This is a genomic window from Shinella sp. 1A1, assembly GCF_055379515.1.
This window is the reverse complement of the sequence record NZ_AP039672.1, coordinates 720,831-740,539: the sequence shown is the minus strand read 5'-3', so window position 1 is coordinate 740,539 and position 19,709 is coordinate 720,831. Positions and strand designations below refer to the sequence as shown.

The following is a 19,709-nucleotide window of genomic DNA, read 5'->3' as shown; positions in this document are numbered from 1 at the left end:
AATGTTGAACCGGTCAGAATGTGCCGTCAGACTCTAGGCATAATTGTGGTGACAATTTTGGGTGAAGGTTACCCTTCAAGAAAGACGTAATATGTATAAACTTCAATTTGTTACATATAACAAGTTTGTCTATTTGTTTAGGAATATGGCGGCTTCCGGATTGTGAAATCTTGTCCACCTAATTCCATTCAGGCGTGTATCGTCGAAAATGGGGCCACCAGACATAAACCGGATGGCGGCGGGAGGCGCCATCCCGCCGCCAAAAAGCGCTTCGCCGCAGCGTTGAGCCACGGCGAAGGTTTTCCCGATTCTTGGTCGTCAGCGGGCCGGCGGCGCGTACATCAGTCCGCCGTCGCTCCAGAGGCGGTTGAGACCGCGATCGATCTTGAGCGGGCTCTCCTTGCCGAGATGGCGCTCGAAGATCTCGCCGTAATTGCCGACGGCGGCAACGGCGTTATAGGCCCACTTGGGATCGAGGCCGAGCGTCTTGCCGGCTTCGCTCTCGATGCCGAGGAAGCGCTTCTGGGCGACCGTGCCGCTTTCGAGAAGCGAGGCGGCATTCTCCCGGGTGATGCCCATCTCCTCCGCCTCGATCAGCGAAAAGAGCGTCCAGCGCACGATCTTGAACCATTGGTCGTCGCCCTGGCGCACGGCCGGGCCGAGCGGCTCCTTGGAGATGACTTCGGGCAGGACCACGAAGCGGTCCGGGTCGTTGAGCGTCAGGCGCTGGGCGTAGAGCGCGGAGGCATCGGTGGAATAGACGTCGCAGCGGCCCGTATTGAAGGCCTGCACGGTCTGGTCCGGCTTCTCGAAGGCGATGACCTGATATTCGATCTTGTTGGCGCTGAAATAGTCGGCCATGTTCTGCTCGGTCGTCGTGCCGGTTTCCGTGCAGACGGAGGCGCCCGAGATTTCCTTGACGCTCTTCACGCCGAGGTCCTTGTTGATCATGAAGGCCTGGCCGTCATAGTAGGCGACGCCGACGAAGCTCATGCCAAGATCGGTGTCGCGCGAGAGCGTCCACGTCGTCTGGCGCGAGAGAAGATCGACCTCGCCCGATTGCAGCGCGGTGAAGCGGTCCTTGGTGGAAAGCGGCACATAGGCCACCTTGTCCGGGTTGCCGAGCGTCACGGCGGCGACGGCGCGGCAGAAGTCGACGTCGAAGCCGCCCCATTTCCCGTCCTTGTCCGGCACCGAAAAGCCGAGCACGCCTTGGCTGACGCCGCAGCGCACCTCGCCCCGCTCCTTGATGATGTCGAACGTGCCGGCTTGTGCGGCCGTGCCGGCGGCAAGCGCCGCTGCGGCCATGGTCAGGACTTTGAGTTTCATGGGTTCCTCCTCCGTTGTCTGGGCATGCTTCATCCCGACCGGGAAAGGGCTTTCCCGGCTCAGGGTATTCGTTTGTCGGTGTGGCTTGCCTTAGCCGAGCGTCCTTGCGACGTCGGCGAAGGTGTCCTCGAGAACGGCGATCAGGTGGTCCGCATCGCGTTTCGAGAAGATCATCGGCGGGCGCATCTTCAACACGTTGTCGTGCGGGCCTTCCGTGCCCATCAGCACGCCGCGCCGGCGGGCGCCGTTGGAGACGGCGCGGGCGAATTCGGTCGCGGGCGACTTGCTCCTGCGGTCGGTCACCAGCTCGATGCCGAGGAAGAGGCCGAGGCCGCGCACGTCGCCGATCACCTCGTGGCGCTTCTGCATGTCGCGGAAGGCGTCCATCAGGTAGTTGCCCATCGCAAGCGCATTGCCGCGCAGATCCTGGCTTTCGATGACGTCGAGCACGGCAAGCCCGATGGCGCAGGAGACCGGGTTGCCGCCGAAGGTGTTGAAATATTCCATGCCGTTGTTGAAGCTGTCGGTGACCTCGCGGGTCGTCACCACGGCGGCCATCGGATGGCCGTCACCGATCGGCTTGCCCATGGTCACGATATCGGGAACGACGCCCTGCGTCTCGAAGGCCCACCAATGGCTGCCGACGCGGCCGAAGCCGACCTGGACCTCGTCCGCGATGCAGACGCCGCCCGCCTCGCGCACCAGCCGGTAGACCTCCTTCAGGTAGCCTTCCGGCAGGAAGACCTGGCCGGCGACGCTCGGGATGGATTCGGCGATGAAGAAGCCGGGGCCTTCGCCCTTCGCCTGCATGGCGGCGATCAGCTCCGCGACGCTTTCGGCAAAGCGTTTGCCGTGCTCCTCAGGCGGCCAGTCCGCCGGCGCGCGATAGCTGTCGGGGACGGCCGCGATATGGACATGCGGCTTCGGCCCCTTGCCGCCCTTGCGGCGGAACTTGTAGGGGCTGATGTCGATCAGCTCCTGCGTCGTGCCGTGATAGGACCAGTCGAGCGTGATGGCGTTCTCGCGGCCGGTATGGGCGCGCATCATGCGCAGCGCGAGGCTGTTGGCCTCCGAGCCGCTGTTGACGAAGCCGGCGACCGTCAGTTCCTTCGGCAACGTTCCCGTCAGGCGCTCGGCATAGGCGACGATATTGTCGTGCAGGTAGCGGGTATTGGTGTTGAGCGTTCCGGCCTGCTTGGCCATGGCCTCCACCACGGCCGGATGGGCATGGCCGATGTGGCAGACATTGTTGAAGCAGTCGAGATAGGCCCGCCCGCCGTCGTCGATCAGCCAGACGCCTTCGCCGCGCACGAACTTGATCGGTTTTTCGTAGGAGATGGAGAGGTTCGGCAGAAGCAGCTCCCGCCGCATCTTGACGATCTCCTCATGCGAGCGGCCCTCCCGCTCGTAGAATTCCCGCGCGATGCCGCCGAAGGTGCGGGCGTCGGGGAAGAGTTCGGCCCAGACGTCGAGATAGCGCGGCTCGCCGACGCCAAGAATCTCGGTGGCCGAAAGGTTCGTATCGGTGGAAAGCTGGAGGTGGAGGTGCGGCGCCCAGCCGCCGTTTTCCGAAGGGGCGCCCATTTCGCCGACCAGCGCGCCGGCCTGCAGCCGGTCGCCGGCCTTGAGGCGGCTCATGGCCTCATGGGCGAGATGGCCCCAGAGGGAGATGAAGGGCGGGCAGCCCTCGGGTTCGTGCCGCAGCGCGATCAGGCAGCCATAGCCGAGCGGATCCTTCTCGATCTCGACGCTGACGACGGTGGCGGCAAGCGGCGTGAAGACTTTGGTGCCTGCCGCCATGAAGAGGTCGAGGCCGAGATGGTGCGTGCGGCGCGTTCCCTCGATGAAGCGCGAGACGAACATCTCGCCGGCATAGACGGTGCGCTCCTCGCCCCACGGGCCGATGCCGAGCGCGATGCCGTTTTCGTGGCAATAGGCGTCCCAGATGGCCTGTGCCGCATCCGGCTGCTCGGCGGCGGACTTGACCGTCATCGGATGGGCCGGGTCGCCATAGGGTACCAGCGCGGCCGGATAGGTCGCCGCCGGGCGTTCGAGCAGCGGTGCCAGGGTCTTGCGGTTGGCGGCAAGCCAGTCGATGACGGTGCGCGCACCGGGCGCGGCCTCGAAGCCGCAGGCCTTGCGCAGGATGGCGGTGGCGAAGCGCGGGTTCATCCGGTCGAGCTTGCGCAGCAGCGTCCAGGCAGGCCGTTCGCTGATCGCGAGATACGGATTGTCGTCGGTATGGGCGCGGCGCGAGGCGGATATCGTGACCGAGGTGACGAGGCGGATGGCGATGAGGTCGTAGAGAAGATCGACCTCCTCTTCCAGAAGCGGATATTCCGCATGGAAGCCGCGGGCGATGGCGGCGGCCGCGCCGATCGGATCGGCATGGTCGAGGCCGGCATAGGCGGCGGCGATGGCGACTTCCGCGATCAGCGGTGCATGGAGCGCATCGCCGAAATCGATGAGGCCAGAAACGCGATCCGGGTCGGCCGCGTCGACCAGCACGTTCCAGTCATTGGCATCGTTATGGATGACGGCGGCGCGCAGGGTCGCAAGGCGCGGCTCGATCGCGGAAAAGCGGGCGAGGAACCGTTCGAGCAGCGCACGGTCCTCGGAAGCCGTGACATGGTGCAGCCGGTCGGCCGAGCGGTCGGCCTTGCGGATATCCCAGTCGAGGTCGCGCAGCGCGCCCGGATGCATGAAGCCCTTCAGCGCGGCATCGAACCGGCCGAGCATCCGCCCGAGGGAGACGAGCGCGGCATCGCTGCGCTGCGTCTCGGCAAGGGGCTGCCCGTGCACCCAGCTGACGAGGCGGACGCGGTGGCTGGCGCCGCCCGGGCTGGTGACGCGGGCAAGGCTGGCACCGGCAAGCGTCGGGCGGATGTGCGGCACCGGCAGATCGCCGGCATGGGCACCGACATGGGCGAGCAGCGCGGTCTGGAAATCGCTCTCGACCTCCGGCTCGGCAGCGTTGACGAGCTTCAGGATGAAGATCCCCTCGGGCGTTTCCACCTTGAAATTCTGGTCGCGTTCGCTGGCGAGCGGCGAAAGCGTGCCGGTCAGGCCGTAATGCTCGCGAAGGAGGGCGGCGGCGGCCTCGATGGAAAAGTCCGGGGTGGTCGTCAGCATGTCGTTCATGGCAATCCTCGTTTCGCCGTGGAGATTTGCACGGACGCCGGATCGCCGCATCCGGCATTATGCCGGTTGTGCCTGCACTTTGTTTATAATAACCGTCATCTTGTCGGTGTCATTTCAGGGAGAGAGCGGTGCAGGATACGGACGCCATAGACCGGACGATCCTCAGCATTCTTTCGCGCGAGGCCCGCATTCCCATGAAGACGCTCGCCGGGCGGGTCGGCCTTTCGCGCAGCGCGACGACGGAGCGGGTGACGCGGCTCGAAAAGGCCGGCATCATCCGCGGCTACCGGGCCGATATCGGCCAGCTGGACGACGGGCAGATCCAGGCTTTCCTGCTCGTGACGCTGAAGCGCACGCCGTCGATCGGCGTGCTCGACCGGCTTGCCGGCTTCGCCTCGGTCCGCAAGGTCTCCTCCGTCAGCGGCCAGCTCGACCTCGTGGTGGAAGTCGAGGTGGGATCGATCAACGCGCTGAACGAACTGCGCAACGAGGTCTCGACCTTGGAAAACGTCGAAGACCTCACCACCTCCATCGTGCTCCGGCGCGATATCGAGCGGAGCTGAACAACGCCTAAGCATTGCCGTATTTCCGAACGCAAAACCGCTTCGCACTTTTGCTGGAAATACTCTAGCGGCTGATCCGCTCGAGCACCCGGTCCAGCGCCTTCGTGAGCGCGCTGGTGCCGCCTTTGTGGTCGAAATCGTGGAAGACCTGCTCGTTGAGACCGCCCTTGGTGGCGTATTCGCGGCTCATCTCCATGAAATCGACATGCCGGCCGCCATGAAGCGCGGTTTCGGAGAGGCCCGCGAAGAGCGGCGCGAGATAGGCGCGGCCCTTTTCCTCCGGCAGGCCCTTTTCCGCGAGCCATTCCGTCGTGCGGTGCATGATGCCGAAATAGGTGGCCATCAGGGCACTGGCCGCGGCGAGAAGATCGTATTCCGCCTTCGTCTCGCATTCGACGGCATTGCCGAGCACGTTGAAGATGGCCGCCGCGCCCGCATCTGGCGGGTAGACGGCGGTGACGCCCTTGCGCCGGGCGACGAAGGGCAGGGGAACCGCCTGGGTGAGGTCGACATCCGCGTCGATCCAGTCGAGGAGCGTCTCCCTGCTGGTCGCCGCCACGACGCTGATTACCTTCTGCCCGTCGCGGAAGCGTAGGGGTCGGACGACCTCTTCGGCGATCTGCGGGCGGATCGCCAGAACGACCGTATCGCAGCCGTCGACGATAGCCTGGTTGTCGTCCGAAACCAGAACCTCGGCGAAATCGGCGGCGAGCCTTGCCGAGACATCCGCGCTGCGGAACGAGACCATGACATGAGGCACGGCGGCGGGGTGGGCGAGAACCCCGCGCACCATCGCGTCGGTGATGGCGCCTGTTCCGATGAAGCCGATTTTCCGGGGTAGGGACATGAGATGTTCCGTCACGCTGAAGGCTGAACGATCATTCGCGTGGAAGCATTGCCATGCCCTGTGCCGAAAGGAAACCTGCGGGGTTCAGTAAAGCGGCGCGGATCGGGCGCAGCCTTCCAGGAAATCAGCCGTCGGGACCAGATCGAGCTGTACGGAAAACCGCTCTCCCAGCACGGTCAGCGAGGCGTCGTGGGTTTCATCCGCGCTGCCGCAGATCGCGTCTTCCAGGAGGACGGTGCGGTATCCGAGATCGATGGCGCCCAGCACCGTCGCCAGCACGCAGACATCGGTTTCGCCGCCGGAAATCGCAAGCGCCGTCACGCCGTCCCTGCGCAGCGCCGCGTGCAAGCGGCCGTCCAGCCAAGGCGAATAGCCCTGTTTGTCGAACTGCCTTGCCGGCGGGGTGAAGCGCCGGAGCTCGGGCAGGATGTCGAGAAGCTGCGGGGGAAGCGCACTCCGCGTCATCATCGGCCACTTCCTGTAATAGTCGCGCCAGGCGCCGCATGCGTCTTCGGCCGTCTCCGGCGGCATGAAGCGGGTGAAGATCGTTCGCTCGCTGTGCCGCCCGGAGACTTCGACGACCTCATCCTTCACCTTCTCCATCCATGGGACGTGCCACGGCGTGTCCTCGGCGAACATACGCTGCATGTCGACGCAGAGGTGCCGCCAGTTGGTGCGGCAGAAACGGGCTGCATCCCAGGCGGTCAATGGAGCCTCCTCAGACGGCTAGTCGCCCGTCTGCGAATGCGGGGCGGCGACGGGCTTCGATTCCGGCGACCCGCGATAGCGCAGGAAGATCGACAGGATGACGATGGCGGCGGTCGACAGGAACTCGGACTGCCAGTTCTGGAAGGATTCGAACCAGAACTGCGCGCTGCCGAGATGCTGGAGAAGGCCGGGCGCCGGCTGCCCGTGCAGCGCCGCCTCGGCCGCCTGCGCGGCTGCGCTGTACCGCATGTGCAGGACGAAGCTGAACAGGAAGAGCCCGAAGAGGGTGATGCCGAGCGAATAGGAATAGAGCGTGCGCGCAATGCCGCCGAGCCGAACAGGCAGCGGCGCGTTCCGGTCGCCGCGGTGGCATGTGGGCTCCTCGCCCTGCGGCTCCGTCTTCCCATCCGGATCGCGCGATTCCGCCGAGCCGCGCTGGAAGAGAAAGGCGGTCAGCACGACATAGGCCGACATCTGCAGGAATTCGCTTTCCCAGTTCTCGAAGACGGCGGACAGGAAATGCCCGCTGACGAGATAGGCGGCAATCCCGACCGCTGGCCGCTGATGCTGCGCCAGTTCCTCGTTATAGACGGAGAGCCCGGTGAACAGCATGCCCACCAATGTCGCCACGGTGGCCACGGCCAGGACGACGGTCAGGCTATTGTCTCTCAACCACTTCACGCTGCACTCCGCCGGCTCTTGCAAATTTCTCCGGTAGAACCGGCAGCAGGGAACAATGTTCCTTCGCAAGGCGGCCGCTCAAAAAGCAGGAAGGCCCCGGAACGATAGCTCCGGGGCCTTCCGTCATGCTTGGCAGGCGGAGAGAGGGCTTAGCCGTCTTCCTTGGCGAGCCAGGCCTTGATCTGATCGGGATGGCCGGCGATATACTTGTCGACAGCCTTCTCATAGGAGGTTTCCTGGGCGTCGAACATTGCGGCTTCCAGATCGCCGATCGGCAGCTTCATGCGCGAGAGGAAGGCCGCGACCTCGGGATTGTCCTTCTGGAAATCCTTGCGGGCGAGGATATCGACATGCTCGGCCTTGCCGAGCGCGCCCTTCGGATCGTCGATATAGCGCAGCTCGTATTTGCCGAACATCCAGTGCGGGCTCCAGGAGGTGGCGACGAACCACTCCTCTTTGCGGAACGCCCGGTCGACCGTCGTCAGCATGCCGGCCTCGCTGGAGATCTGCAGTTTGTAGCCGTCGAGTCCGTAATCCTTGACGGCCTGTTCGGAGAGGCGCGTGAGACCCGCGCCCGGATCGATGCCCTCGACGCGGCCCTTGAGCTTGTCCTTCACGTCGTCCTTCTTCAGGTCCTCGATGGAGGCGATGGCGTCCTCGGGGATGTATTTGGGCACGACCCAGCCGAGCTTCGCCCCGTCATAGACGGTGCCGAGCGTCGTCACCTTGTCCTTCACCCTGGCGAAGTAGTCGGCATGGGTTTCCGGCAGCCAGGCCATCATCATGGCATCGAGGTCGCCACGCGCGACGCCCTGGTAGAGCGGGGCGACATCGGTCTGCACGAGTTCGACCTCCTGGCCGAGCTCGTCCTTGATGAGCTTGGCGGCGAGCTTGGTCACGAATTCGGCGTCGGACCAGGCGGCCCAGCCGATCTTGACCGGCGCCTTGTCCGCGGCCAGCGCGGTGCCGAAGGTGGCGACGGCGATACCGGCCGCAAGGCTCATGGTTGCGAGTGTCTTGAACATGGTTGCTCCTTTTTTGAAGGTTCGCATTCGGCGGCGCATGAGGCCGCCATCTTCAGGCGGTCGCGGTGGTGCCCACCGGCTGCTGCGCCTGACGACGGAAGAGGGCGCGCCAGAGGCCGGCGCGTTCCTTTCCGAGGCTTTGGGTGATCCGGTCGAGGATCACCGCGAGGATGACGACGGCGATGCCGCCCTCGAAGCCGGTGCCGACATCGAGGCGCTGGATGCCCGTCAGCACCGTGTTGCCGATGCCGCCCGCGCCGATCATCGAGGCGATCACCACCATGGAAAGCGACAGCATGATCGTCTGGTTGATGCCGGCCATGATGGAGGGCAGGGCATTGGGAAGCTGCACCTTGAAGAGCAGCTGCGCGGCGGTGCAGCCGAAGGCGTTGCCGGCCTCGATGAATTCCACATGCACCTGGCGGATGCCGAGATTGGTGAGGCGCACGACCGGTGGCATCGAGAAGATGACCGTCGCGATGGTGCCGGGCACGGCGCCGAGGCCGAAGAACATCGCCGCCGGAATGAGATAGACGAAGGCGGGCATGGTCTGCATGAGGTCGAGCACGGGGCGCACGACGGCGGCGGTCCGGTCGCTGCGCGCCATGGCGATGCCGAGCGGCAGGCCGATCAGCATGGCGACGAGCGTCGAGGCGATAACGAGCGACAGCGTCTCCATCATGGCGGACCACAGGCCCATATGGTCGACCAGCCAGAGCGAAAGGGCGGTGAAGACGGCAAAGCCGACGCCGACGCGCCAGAGCGACAGCAGCACGAAGACGGCAAGGCCGATGAGCATGGGCGTCGCCATGAGCGTCGTCTGGATGCTGTTGGTCACCGCGCCGATGGCGGCGGCGATGAGGTCGAGCAGCGGGGCGAAATTGTCGAGGATGTAGTTGACGGCGCTGTCGACGCCGTCACCGATATCGAAAGTCATGGGATAATCTCCGAAGGGGCTGGATCAGGCGGTGCGATCGAGCGTTTCGAGAAGCGCGGATTTGCTGATGGAGCCGAGATAGCGGTTCGCCTCGTCGACGACCGGCACGGGGAAGGCGCTGGCGGCCACCTTGCCGAGGACGTTGGAGAGGCTCTCGGACGCCGGGATCGGCTCGATATCCGGCAGGAAGGCGCGGCGGTAGGGGTCGCTCGCGCCGTCGCGGGCGGTCTCGATCAGCGAATTGCGGCTGACCATGCCGTGATAGGTCTTGTCGCGGCCGAGGATGATGGCGACGTCCCGGTCGTAGTGCTCCATGCGCTCCAGCGCCGCGGCGGCGGAGACGCCCTGGCGCTCGATGATCGTCACCTGCGTCTTGCGGGCGACGTCGCCGGCGCGGAAGACCTGCGAGACGTCGACATTGCGGAAGAAGGAGCGCACGTAGTCGTTGGCGGGCTTCAGCACGATCTCGTCCGGCGTGCCGACCTGCACCACCTCGCCGTTCTGCATGATGCAGATGCGGTCGCCGATGCGCATGGCCTCGTCGAGGTCGTGGCTGACGAAGACGATGGTGCGGCTGTGCTCGGCCTGGAGGCGCACCAGCTCGTCCTGCATTTCCGTGCGGATGAGCGGATCGAGCGCGGAAAAGGCCTCGTCCATCAGGAGCACGGTGGGCTCTGCGGCGAGCGCGCGGGCAAGGCCAACGCGCTGTTTCATGCCGCCGGAAAGCTGGTCGGGGCGGCTGTCGTCGTAACCGTCGAGGCCGACGGCGTGCAGCGCGGCGCGGGCGCGCTGCTTGCGCTCGGCCTCGCCGACGCCGGCAACTTCCAGCCCGAAGGCGGCATTGTCGATGACGGTGCGGTTGGGCAGGAGCGCGAAGGACTGGAAGACCATGCTGATGTCGCGGCGGCGCAGCGCGATCAGTTCGCCGCGCGGCATGCGGGCGACATCGCGGCCCTCGATCTCGATCGATCCGGATGTGGGCTCGATCAGCCGGTTGATGAGGCGCAGCATGGTGGATTTGCCGGAGCCCGAAAGCCCCATGATGACGAAGATCTCACCGGCGCGGATGTCGAAGGTCGCGTTGTTGACGCCGATGGTGCAGCCGGTCGCCGCATGGATCTCGGCCTTGGACCTGCCGGCCTCTAGAAGCTCGAGCGCCTTTTCCGGCCGTTCGCCGAAAACCTTGAAAACATTCCTGATGCTGATCTTCACCGGCCGGTCGTTCGCCGCAAGATCGCTCTCAGTTATAAAAGCCATATTGTACTGGGCCCGGCTCCGGAAGCAGGGCGCTCTCCTTTGTCTGTTGTGAGCTGATGACGCTATCAGCGGGATGGAAGGACGCGCAGGCCGAAGGGCTTCGCAAAAGCGATATAGCGTCGCAATTTGGACATCTTATGACACATCGATGCCGTAATGTCCACAGTTGAAGAAAAAAATTCCATTTCAATCTCTCGTTTCTGCTGAAAATGGAATGGTTTCGCGGCTGCTCCGCAGCGGCTCCATTCGCGCGGTTATTCCTCGCAATCCGACATGTCACGCCCGATTGAATGGACGGCGCCCGAGGACGCGGTGTAGTCTCGCGCCATTCTCTTCGAAGGGCTCGGCATGACCAGAGACAGCGGCGGCATCGCGGTTAAGGCAGGGTCCGGCCGGATGCGTGACGGTGTGGAGGAACGGCCGCTGCGGCAATATCTCGCCACCATGGCCGACGCCTTTCGCGGCTCGCCGCTCAGGCGGACACTGGTCCTGCTCGCCGCGAGCATCTTCGCGGTCATTCTTGCCACGGCCTATGGCCAGATCGTTCTCAACGGCTGGAACAGGCCGTTCTACGACGCGCTGCAGCAGCGCAACATGCAGGCCTTCCTCGCGCAACTCCTTGTCTTCTTCGAGATCGCGGGCGCGCTGCTCATCCTCAATGTCGTGCAGCAATGGCTCAACCAGATGCTGCATCTGCGGCTCAGGGAGGCGCTGACCCGTGACATGATCGACGAATGGCTCCGGCCGGGCCGTGCGTTCTGCGTCGCCCGAAGGGGGCAGATCGGTATCAATCCGGATCAGCGGCTGCACGAGGATGCCCATCGCTTGTGCGATCTTTCCGTCGATCTCGGCGTCGGGCTGCTGCAGGCCGGCGTCCTGCTTGCAAGCTTCGTCGGCGTGCTGTGGGCGCTCTCCTCGGGCTTCGTCTTCCATCTGTGGGGCGCCGCCTTTCAGGTTCCCGGCTACATGGTCTGGGCGGCGGTCGTCTATTCGGGAACGGCATCCTGGCTCAGCTGGATGGTCGGCCGCCCGCTGATCGCGCTGAACGGCGACCGCTATGCGCGCGAGGCGGACCTGCGCTATTCCCTCGTGCGGGTCAACGAGCAGATCGAGGCGATATCGGTCGCATCCGGCGAGGCGGACGAGGCGCGGCGGCTGCAGCGTGATCTCGGAGCGGTCATCCTCGCCACCCGCCGCATCGTTTCCGCGACGATCCGGCTCGGCTGGGTCACCTCGGGCTATGGCTGGGTAACGATCGTCGCGCCCATCATCATCGCCGCGCCGGTCTATTTCGGCGGCGACATGACATTCGGCGGGCTGATGATGGCCGTCGGCGCGTTCAACCAGTTCCATGCCTCGCTGCGGTGGTTCGTCGACAATATCGGCTCCATCGCCGACTGGCGCGCAACGCTGCGGCGTGTCGCGGCATTCCGGCTTGCCCTCCTCGAAGCCGACACGGCCGACGGGGCGGACGACCGCATCGCCTTCACCCGCTCGCCGGAGCCCGCCATCGTCATCGACGGGCTGGAAATGGACGTGCCGGACGGAAAGATTCGGCTCTCGGAGCCGCATGTAACGGTCCGCCCCGGCGACCGCCTGCTCGTCACCGGGACGCTGGGCGCCGGCAAGACGCTGCTGACGCACACGCTTGCCGGCCTCTGGCTCTGGGGCAGGGGCAGCATCCAGCTGCCGCGCGATGCCGGCCTCGCCGTGGTGGTGCGCGATCCGTACATGCCGCTCGGCACGCTCCGGGCGGCGCTGTGCTATCCGCGCGACGTCGATGCCTGCCGGAATGAGGATATCCTCAAGGCGCTGGAACGGGCCGGGCTGGAACGCCTTTCATCCCTGCTCGATCGCAATGCGCGCTGGGAGCATGAACTCGGAAACGACGAGCGGCGGATGCTGAGTGTCGTCCAGCTCATGCTCCACCGCCCGGACTGGATCGTCATCGACGATATCGGCGACCTTGCCGCCGATGGCAACGGCGAGAGGATCGCCGCCATATTCCGGGAGGAACTGGCGGGATCGGCGATCATCGCGATGGGCGCGGAGGAGATGAAGGGCGACCTCTTCGCACACACCATCCGCCTCATGCCCGCCCGCGATCACGCCTGAGGGGCGCTTCAGGCCGGCTCGCCTCCGGCGGAACTCCGGGCCACCCTGTCGATGTCGCGCCGATAGGCCTGCGCCGCCAGCATTATCGCCCCGGACTGGGCGGGATAGGTGTGGACCACCTTGGCAAGCGCCTCCATGCCGATGCCGGTGCTCATGATGACGGCCATCTCGTTGATCAGTTCGCTGGCCCTCGAGGCGACGATGGTCGCGCCGAGAATGCGGTCGCTGCCTTCCGCGATGTGGATCTTGACGAAGCCGGTCTCCTGCCCGTCCGTGATGGCGCGGTCCACGTCGCTCAGCATCACCGTATAGCTCTTGATCGGGATGGACTGCGTGCGGGCTTCCCAGACCTGCAGGCCGATATGGGCGATCTCCGGATCGCAGAAGGTGCACCAGGGAATGACCGAATTGTCATGCTGCAGCCGGCCCTGCGCCAGCGCGTTTTCCACCGCCATCCGCGCCGAGGATTGCGCCGCATTGGTGAATTTCAGCGACAGGCAGACATCGCCGGCGGCATAGATGTCGGGGTTGCTGCTGCGCAGGAATTCATCGACCTTGATGCCACGCAAAGGGCTGAATGCCACGCCGGCGGCATCGAGATCGAGCTCGTCGACATTGGGCAGCCGGCCGGTGCAGACGAGGATCTCGTCGGCGGCGATCTCGCCCTTCATCTCGTTGTTGAGCGTTTCCAGCACCTTGACGTCGCCATCGCGCCGCGCGCCGACGACGGCGGTGTTCAGGCGGATCTCCATGCCGTCGCGCGCCATGGACCAGGAGAGGATCTCCGCCGCGTCACGCTCCTCGCGCGGCAGGAATTTCGGATCGTTCTGCACGATGGTCACATGCGCCCCCAACCGGCAGAAGGCCTGCGCCAGTTCGCAGCCGAGCGGCCCCCCGCCGACGACCGCAAGACGCTGCGGCAGCGCCGTCATGTCGAAGATCGTCGAGCTCGTGCGATAGCCGGTCTCGCCAAGGCCGGGAATATCAGGGATTCGCGGGTGCGCGCCCGTGGCGACAAGCGCCTTGCGGAAGCGCAGGCGCGTATCGTCGACGAGCAGCGTGTCGGCGCTCGTGAACCGGGCGGCGCCGAAGAAGATGTCGATGCCGAGGGCGGTGAGGTCATGGGCGGAATGATAGACCGCGACGCGCGTGCGAATACTGCGCATGCGCGCCATCGCATCGCCGAAGTCGAGGGCGGATTCGACCGGCATGGGCGCGCCGAATTCGTCGGCATCGTGCATGGTGCCGTATACCTGCGCGGTACGGATGATCGCCTTGGACGGCACGGACCCCGCATTGAGCGAATTGCCGCCGAGATGCGCGCGCTCGACAAGCGCGACCGAGAAACCGCGCCGTGCGGCCCATTCGGCCGCCGAAAGCCCCGCCGGTCCCGCGCCGACGACCACGAGATCGTAGATGCCTTTCGGCTCCGGATTGCGCCAGTCCTGCGGCCGCACCCGCCGAAGATAGGGGGTCTCGTCTGGGGGCCTTGCCCGTGGTGCCGTGCGCTGCATGTCTATAACCACCCGCCTTCGAAGCCCGCATGCGCAAGTCCGTCGCGCATATATCCGCAGCCCCGGAAAATCTCCCAGATCAGGCCGCTGCGGTGATTTTCGATCATCATGGCAAGAAGGCCCTGGTCGAGCCCGTACCAGCCCTCGGAAAGCCAGCCGCCCGAAGCGGGCAGCAGCGTCGGGTTGAAGCCGCTGGAGAACCGGTCGCCGGGGCAGACCTGCGGATAGTTATCGAGGAGATGGCGCGTGCCCGAAAGCGCCGCCTCGGGCGTGAAGGGCAGCGTTGCGAGCATCGCCCAGGGGGAAATCGTGCCGTCGTCCGGGCCATAGGGCACGCCGCGCGACATGTAGCCGAAGAACCGGCGGTCCCGGCCTTTCCGGCGTATCGCCGCAACCGAGGGGCCGTCGCCCGCCGTCACGCCCCAGAAATCGCGGCAATAGCCTTCGAACTCGTAGGGGTTGCGCTCCCCGTATTCGCGGTGGATGGCGATCGCGCTTTTCGTGTTCTCGAAATAGTCGCTGTTCTTCTCGCGCATGAAGGCATCGCGAATGCCGCGGAAGTCGATCCATGCATGCGAGAACAGATGCGTGAAGAGGGGCCCGGAATAGAGGACGTCATGACCGAGGAGGTTTTCCCACTGATAGGTGAGGCTCCAGGTATCGTAGCAGCTTGCCGTCAGCGGGAAGGTGGGCGATCCGAGGCCGAGGACGTAAAGGATCGTCGCCTCGTTGTAGCCTTCCCAGCCATAGTGGAGGAAGCCGCATTCGGGCTTCCAGCCCTGCGACAGGCCCGAGGTTCCATTCTGCGCCCAGTGCCAGTCCACGCGGCGGTAGAGCACGTCGGCATGGTCGCGGATGTCGCTTTCCTCGCCGCCCCCGTCGAAGTAGCAGCCCGCCACGAGGATGCCGGCCATCAGGAGGGCAGTGTCGATCAGCGACAGCTCGCATTGCCAGACGCGCCTGCCCGTCTTCATGTCGAGGAAATGATAGTAGAAGCCCCGGTAGCCCGTGGCGTCGGCCGCCTTGCTTTGGGGGCTGGCGAGGAAGAATTTCAGCACCTTCAGCGTGCGCCGCGCGGCCTCGGTGCGCGACAGCCAGCCGTTCCTGACGGCGATCGGATAGCAGGAGAGGGCGAAGCCGACGACGGCGATGCTGCAGGGCGATCCCGGGCGGGACGTATCGGCCACGAGCCCGGTTTCTTCGTCGGTATGGTCGATCAGGTAGGAAAAGGCCGCATGCTGAAGCCGGGCAACCAGTGCCTCATCCGAAAGTCGCCTCAAGCCGCTCATGGAGCCTGTCCTGCAAATGGATAGACGCAGCCGACCGGGCGGCTGTGCCATTCGCCCACCATAGCAACCGGCCCCTCGAACGCAACCGCCGGGGTCGCCGTTTCCATTCCCATTGATGTGATCGCGGGACAGGAGCCAATGTGCTACAGCGCCTAAATTCACAAACGTCCGCGTGGTACACTTCGTCAGGAAGCCGCCGCTCGCAACAGGATCTCGACGTCACCCATGGAAGCATTTCTCGGCCTTATCGCTGCGATCATCGCCAACACGATGGCGATCCAGCCGAATCTCGCGCCCTTCGGCGTTGCCCAGGATGCGCGGCCCTCGGCGCTCGGCTGCGAGCCGCTGGCGGAGGGGCCGGCGGATGCCACGGGGCAATATGTATGCCGGAAGCTGCCTGGGGCGGATCCTCTTTACGAGGAATATATCCTCGCTTTCGTCGATGGCGTCGGCGTCTGCAACCTGACCGCCGTCACGCCCTATCGTGCCGACGACGATGAAGGCCATCTCACTCGCCGGATATTCGCCGACGTCACGGCGCGGATGACGAAGGAGCTCGGAGAGCCGGACGAGAAGGTCGACGTGGCCCATACGCCGGCCGCCGGCAGCGACCTTCTCCTCAAGCATACGATCACCGCCGAGGAGCGGCAGATCTTCAACCAGTGGAACCACCTGCAACGGCGCTTCCAGAACCTGCAGTCGGCCAGCGTGGTTCTTGCGGGCGACGAGGGGTACGGCCTTGCCGTCTACAGCACCTACCGTTTCGCCGGGAACGACGAGTGCATGCGCCGCATGGAGCAGACGACCGGTCTTTCGCCCGATCAGTAGACGGCCGGCCTGCTCAGGTTCTACTTCAGGAATTCGCGATAAGTATCGCCGCCGTCTGCCTTTGCGGCATAGAGGGCAAGGTCCGCCTTGGTGAAGAGGCTGGTCGGGGTTTCCGCTTCGGCAAAGGCGAAGCCGATGGAGGCGCTGACGCTGAAGACATGCCCGGAACAGCTCATCGGCAGCTTGCCGGCATCGACTACCTGCCGCGCGGTGCGCTCGATCGCCTCCCGGCTGCTGGAAGGGCCGAAGAGGATCGCGAACTCGTCGCCGCCGATGCGGGCGACCAGTTCGGCGCCCGTGCAGGTCGCGCGGAGCCGGCGGGTGAATTCGATGATGCACTCGTCGCCGAGGGCGTGGCCGAGCGTGTCGTTGATTTCCTTGAAGCCGTCCAGGTCGACGAGCATCAGTACGCCGCCCGATCCGTCCGGTCCGCACATGTCGGCGAGCCGCATCTGGAAGCGGGTGCGATTGGCAAGGCCGGTCATCACGTCGTGCTCGGCGAGATGGCGCATGTGATCGAGCATGGTCTTTTCGGCGGTAATATCCTGCTTGATGCCGAAAAGCCGGACCGGATCGCCGTCGCGGCGTTCGACCGTCGCGGAAATCCGTATCCAGCGCCGGCCGAATTCCGGGCTTTCGATCTCGGCGTCCAGTCCGAAGCCGTCCCCGTCGCGGATCGCCTCGCCGCGGATTCTCTGCAGCCGCGCGAGCGAATCCTCGCTGTAGCTCCTCAGGATATCGCCGCGCACCAGGCCGCAATTCTGCGGCACGCCGAAGAGGTGATAGGTGCCGCTGCTCCAGGTCAGTCGCTCGCTGGGCAGTTCGCATTGCCAGGTGCCCATCCCCGCGGCCATGGAGGCGCGTTCGAAGATGTCGGCGCCGGCAAGCGCCGCCTCGATCCGGCGGGTGAGGGCCGACTGACGCTCGATCTGCCGGCGCAATTCCAGGATCGTCCGGCGGTCGAAGGGGCCGGCAAGGGTGCGCCGCAGCCGTTCCAGCAGGCCATAGAGCGCCGATTGCGGCGTGGCTTGAGTGTCGGCACTCGGTTGCGCGCTCGTTGCTGGATTTTCCATCTTCGTCACCGGCTGGTAGCAAGGCCCCTTACAACAAGTCCTAATATGAAAACATTAATCCGAAGTGAGGGCTGCCTTCCCCTTATGCCGGTCAGCGCGGCAGGTAGCGCGTGAGGCTTGCCTCCAGAAGGCGGATGAGCGTGATGAGGATCAGGTTGATCAGGAGATAGAGCATGCCGGCAATGGCGAAGATCTCCAGGATCGCATAGGTCTGGCTCATCAGCCGCTTGGCGTGGCCGGTGATCTCCAGCACGGTGATCGTCGAGGCGAGGCTCGTTCCCTTCACCACCAGCACCAGCTCGTTGCCATAGGCCGGCAGCGCCTGGCGGATGGCGAGCGGGAAGGCGATGCGGCGGAAGCACAGGAACCGCGACATGCCGCAGGCCTGCGCCGCCTCCATCAGGCCGCCGGGAATGGACATGAGGCCGCCGCGCAGGATTTCCGACGTATAGGCCGCCGTGTTGAGCGCGAGCGCCAGCACGGCACAGCGCACGCCGTCGCCGACGATCCACCAGAGCACCGGATTGTCGCGCACGAAGGCAAGCTGGCCGAGCCCGTAATAGAAAAGGAAGAGCTGCACGAGCAGCGGGGTGCCGCGGAAGACCGTGCTGTAGCCCTTGGCGAAGCCGCTCAGCAGCCGGTTCTTCGACAGCCGCATGACCGCGAGCGCCAGCCCGAGATTGAAGCCGATGGCGACGGAGGCGAGGGTCAGCATGGCCGTCAGCCACACGCCCTTGGCAAGCGTCGGCACGGCAAGGCGAACGAGTTCGAGATCCATGGCCTAGCTCCTGTTCTTCGGCTGGAGCAGGCGCTCGATCCGGTCGAAGCCGCCCTGGCTCACCAGCGTGATCGCGAGGTAGACGACGGCGGCGATGAAATAGAAGATGAAGGGATGGCGGGTGGAGCCCGCGCCGACGAAGGCCGCGCGCATCAGCTCCTGCAAGCCCACCACCGAGACGAGCGCGGTATCCTTGATCGTCGTCTGCCAGACATTGTTCATGCCGGGCACGGCGATCCGCAGCATCTGCGGCGCGATGATGCGGCGGAAGATGCGGCGTCCCGGAATGCCGAGCGCCCGCGCCGCCTCGATATGGCCTGCCGGGATGGCGGCGAGGGCGCCGCGCACCACCTCGGTCGAATAGGCGCCCGAAATGGAGGCGATGGCGATGACGGCGATGACGAAGGCATAGCCGTTGCCGGCAAGCCCCGCATAGCCGAAGGCCGCCGCCACGCGCGCCACGAATTCCACCGAGGAGAAGAACAGGAGATAGATGATCAGGAGCTCGGGCACGCCGCGCACGATCGACGTATAAAAGTCGACGACCAGCGTCAGCGGGAAGATCCGCCCCCACTTGATGAGCCCGCAGGCGACGCCGATGACGATGCCGAAGACCATGCTCGCTATGCCGAGGGCGACCGTGACCGCCGCCCCGCGCAGGATCGCGGCGATCCAGCCGCCCTCCCATACCTGCCAGATTCCCAGTTCCATCGTTCCCGCCCGAACCCTTCATGCCTTCTGGATGCGGCGTTCCCCGGCGCCTGCTGCCGGGGAACGCGCTGTTGCTACTGCTGACAGGGCCGGGAGATGTCCGACTTGAACCAGGTCTGGCTGGCCTTGCCGATGGAGCCGTCGGCGACCAGTTCACAGAGCGCCTTGTCGATACGGGCCTTCAGCTCGGTATTGTCCTTGGCGATGCCGACGCCGATGCCTTCGCCGAGGGTCGGATCGGAAGAGCTGGCGATCTTGACGTCGACAAGCTGGAAATCCTTGCCATCGGGCTTGGCGAGAAAGTCTTCCAGCGCCGATACGTCGGAAAACGCGGTGTCGACGCGGCCGCTGGCCAGATCGATCTGCATCTGGTCGAGCGTGTCGTAGGTCTTCAGGTCGGCGTTCGGCACGTTCTTCTCGAGATAGTGCGCGTGGGTGGTACCAGCCTGCACGCCGACCTTCTTGCCGTCGAGCGCCTTGACCAGGCTGTCGAGGTCCTTGATGCCGGCAAGGTCGGAGCTCTTCGGTGCGACGAACATGTTGGCAAGCTCGGCATAGCCGATGGAGAAGTCGATCTCCTTCTTGCGGTCGTCGGTGATCGACATGCCCGAGATGATGACGTCGAAGCGCTTGGCCTTCAGCGCTGGGATGAGGCCGTCGAAGGCCTGCACGACGAACTGGCACTTCACCTCCAGCTTCGCGCAGAGCAGGTTGCCGACATCGGCGTCGAAGCCGGTGACGTTGCCGGCGGCGTCCGCCATGCTCCATGGCGGATAGGCGCCTTCCGTTCCGATCGACAATTCGCCTTCGGCCGCCCAGGCGGCGGTGGTGCCGGCGGCGAAGCACGCGGCGAGCAGCAGGCTTTTCATCAGCTTCATGTTCTGGTTCCCCATGTTGAACGTTGTTGTCGGCC

At 65.1% G+C, this 19,709-nt stretch carries 17 protein-coding genes; 3 read left to right on the top strand and 14 right to left on the bottom strand.

Features of this window, described 5'->3' with window-relative positions; genetic code table 11:
- Window positions 1-318: 318 nt before the first annotated feature.
- Window positions 319-1,329: an amino acid ABC transporter substrate-binding protein gene (locus ACZ48C_RS20095; RefSeq protein ID WP_464783822.1), complete on the bottom strand. Its 1,011-nt coding sequence runs from the start codon at window positions 1,327-1,329 to the stop codon at window positions 319-321.
- Window positions 1,330-1,419: 90 nt separating this feature from the next.
- Window positions 1,420-4,470: an aminotransferase class III-fold pyridoxal phosphate-dependent enzyme gene (locus ACZ48C_RS20090; protein WP_464783821.1), complete on the bottom strand. Its 3,051-nt coding sequence runs from the start codon at window positions 4,468-4,470 to the stop codon at window positions 1,420-1,422.
- A gap of 128 nt (window positions 4,471-4,598) precedes the next feature.
- Between ACZ48C_RS20090 and ACZ48C_RS20085 the strand changes: the two genes are divergently transcribed.
- A complete protein-coding gene (locus ACZ48C_RS20085; protein ID WP_119255621.1) occupies window positions 4,599-5,033 on the top strand; it encodes an Lrp/AsnC family transcriptional regulator in 435 nt (144 codons plus the stop codon).
- A gap of 64 nt (window positions 5,034-5,097) precedes the next feature.
- Here ACZ48C_RS20085 and ACZ48C_RS20080 read toward each other — a convergent pair whose 3' ends face one another.
- From ACZ48C_RS20080 to proV, 6 genes are all read right to left on the bottom strand, one after another.
- The gene (locus ACZ48C_RS20080) at window positions 5,098-5,880 is read right to left on the bottom strand and encodes a pyrroline-5-carboxylate reductase (RefSeq protein WP_464783820.1); all 783 of its coding nucleotides are present in this window, start codon (window positions 5,878-5,880) and stop codon (window positions 5,098-5,100) included.
- 84 nt (window positions 5,881-5,964) lie between these two features.
- Window positions 5,965-6,528: a cysteine hydrolase family protein gene (locus tag ACZ48C_RS20075; RefSeq protein WP_464783963.1), complete on the bottom strand. Its 564-nt coding sequence runs from the start codon at window positions 6,526-6,528 to the stop codon at window positions 5,965-5,967.
- A gap of 78 nt (window positions 6,529-6,606) precedes the next feature.
- Window positions 6,607-7,269 (bottom strand): DUF6766 family protein, encoded by a 663-nt coding sequence (locus ACZ48C_RS20070; RefSeq protein ID WP_464783819.1) that lies wholly within the window; start codon window positions 7,267-7,269, stop codon window positions 6,607-6,609.
- A gap of 149 nt (window positions 7,270-7,418) precedes the next feature.
- Window positions 7,419-8,294, bottom strand: a complete 876-nt coding sequence (locus tag ACZ48C_RS20065; protein WP_119255624.1) for a glycine betaine ABC transporter substrate-binding protein — start codon at window positions 8,292-8,294, stop codon at window positions 7,419-7,421.
- Window positions 8,295-8,346: 52 nt separating this feature from the next.
- Entirely contained in the window at window positions 8,347-9,231 is an 885-nt protein-coding gene (locus ACZ48C_RS20060; protein ID WP_464783818.1) for an ABC transporter permease, read from the bottom strand.
- A gap of 24 nt (window positions 9,232-9,255) precedes the next feature.
- On the bottom strand, window positions 9,256-10,488 hold the full coding sequence (gene proV / locus ACZ48C_RS20055; protein ID WP_318912636.1) for a glycine betaine/L-proline ABC transporter ATP-binding protein ProV: 1,233 nt from the start codon (window positions 10,486-10,488) through the stop codon (window positions 9,256-9,258).
- A gap of 348 nt (window positions 10,489-10,836) precedes the next feature.
- On the opposite strand from proV, the gene ACZ48C_RS20050 reads away from it, so the two are divergent.
- Complete coding sequence (locus tag ACZ48C_RS20050; RefSeq protein ID WP_464783817.1) at window positions 10,837-12,603, top strand: ABC transporter ATP-binding protein/permease; 1,767 nt, start codon at window positions 10,837-10,839, stop codon at window positions 12,601-12,603.
- A gap of 8 nt (window positions 12,604-12,611) precedes the next feature.
- On the opposite strand, the gene ACZ48C_RS20045 is transcribed toward ACZ48C_RS20050, so the two are convergent.
- Window positions 12,612-14,117 carry a mercuric reductase gene (locus tag ACZ48C_RS20045; protein ID WP_464783816.1) on the bottom strand — a complete coding sequence of 502 codons (1,506 nt, stop codon included), beginning with the start codon at window positions 14,115-14,117 and terminating at the stop codon, window positions 12,612-12,614.
- A 2-nt stretch (window positions 14,118-14,119) separates the two neighbouring features.
- Window positions 14,120-15,406: a glucoamylase family protein gene (locus tag ACZ48C_RS20040; protein WP_464783815.1), complete on the bottom strand. Its 1,287-nt coding sequence runs from the start codon at window positions 15,404-15,406 to the stop codon at window positions 14,120-14,122.
- Between the two features lie 225 nt (window positions 15,407-15,631).
- Here ACZ48C_RS20040 and ACZ48C_RS20035 point away from each other — a divergent pair, with 225 nt between their 5' ends.
- Window positions 15,632-16,234: a hypothetical protein gene (locus ACZ48C_RS20035; RefSeq protein WP_464783814.1), complete on the top strand. Its 603-nt coding sequence runs from the start codon at window positions 15,632-15,634 to the stop codon at window positions 16,232-16,234.
- A gap of 20 nt (window positions 16,235-16,254) precedes the next feature.
- Here the strand turns inward: ACZ48C_RS20035 and ACZ48C_RS20030 are convergent, their stop codons facing one another.
- From ACZ48C_RS20030 to ACZ48C_RS20015, 4 genes are all read right to left on the bottom strand, one after another.
- Window positions 16,255-17,307 (bottom strand): diguanylate cyclase domain-containing protein, encoded by a 1,053-nt coding sequence (locus tag ACZ48C_RS20030; protein WP_464783813.1) that lies wholly within the window; start codon window positions 17,305-17,307, stop codon window positions 16,255-16,257.
- A 91-nt stretch (window positions 17,308-17,398) separates the two neighbouring features.
- Window positions 17,399-18,085 (bottom strand): ABC transporter permease, encoded by a 687-nt coding sequence (locus ACZ48C_RS20025; protein ID WP_464783812.1) that lies wholly within the window; start codon window positions 18,083-18,085, stop codon window positions 17,399-17,401.
- Window positions 18,086-18,088: 3 nt separating this feature from the next.
- Complete coding sequence (locus tag ACZ48C_RS20020) at window positions 18,089-18,796, bottom strand: ABC transporter permease (protein ID WP_119255632.1); 708 nt, start codon at window positions 18,794-18,796, stop codon at window positions 18,089-18,091.
- 74 nt (window positions 18,797-18,870) lie between these two features.
- On the bottom strand, window positions 18,871-19,674 hold the full coding sequence (locus ACZ48C_RS20015; RefSeq protein ID WP_413251166.1) for a transporter substrate-binding domain-containing protein: 804 nt from the start codon (window positions 19,672-19,674) through the stop codon (window positions 18,871-18,873).
- Between the last annotated feature and the right edge of the window lie 35 nt (window positions 19,675-19,709).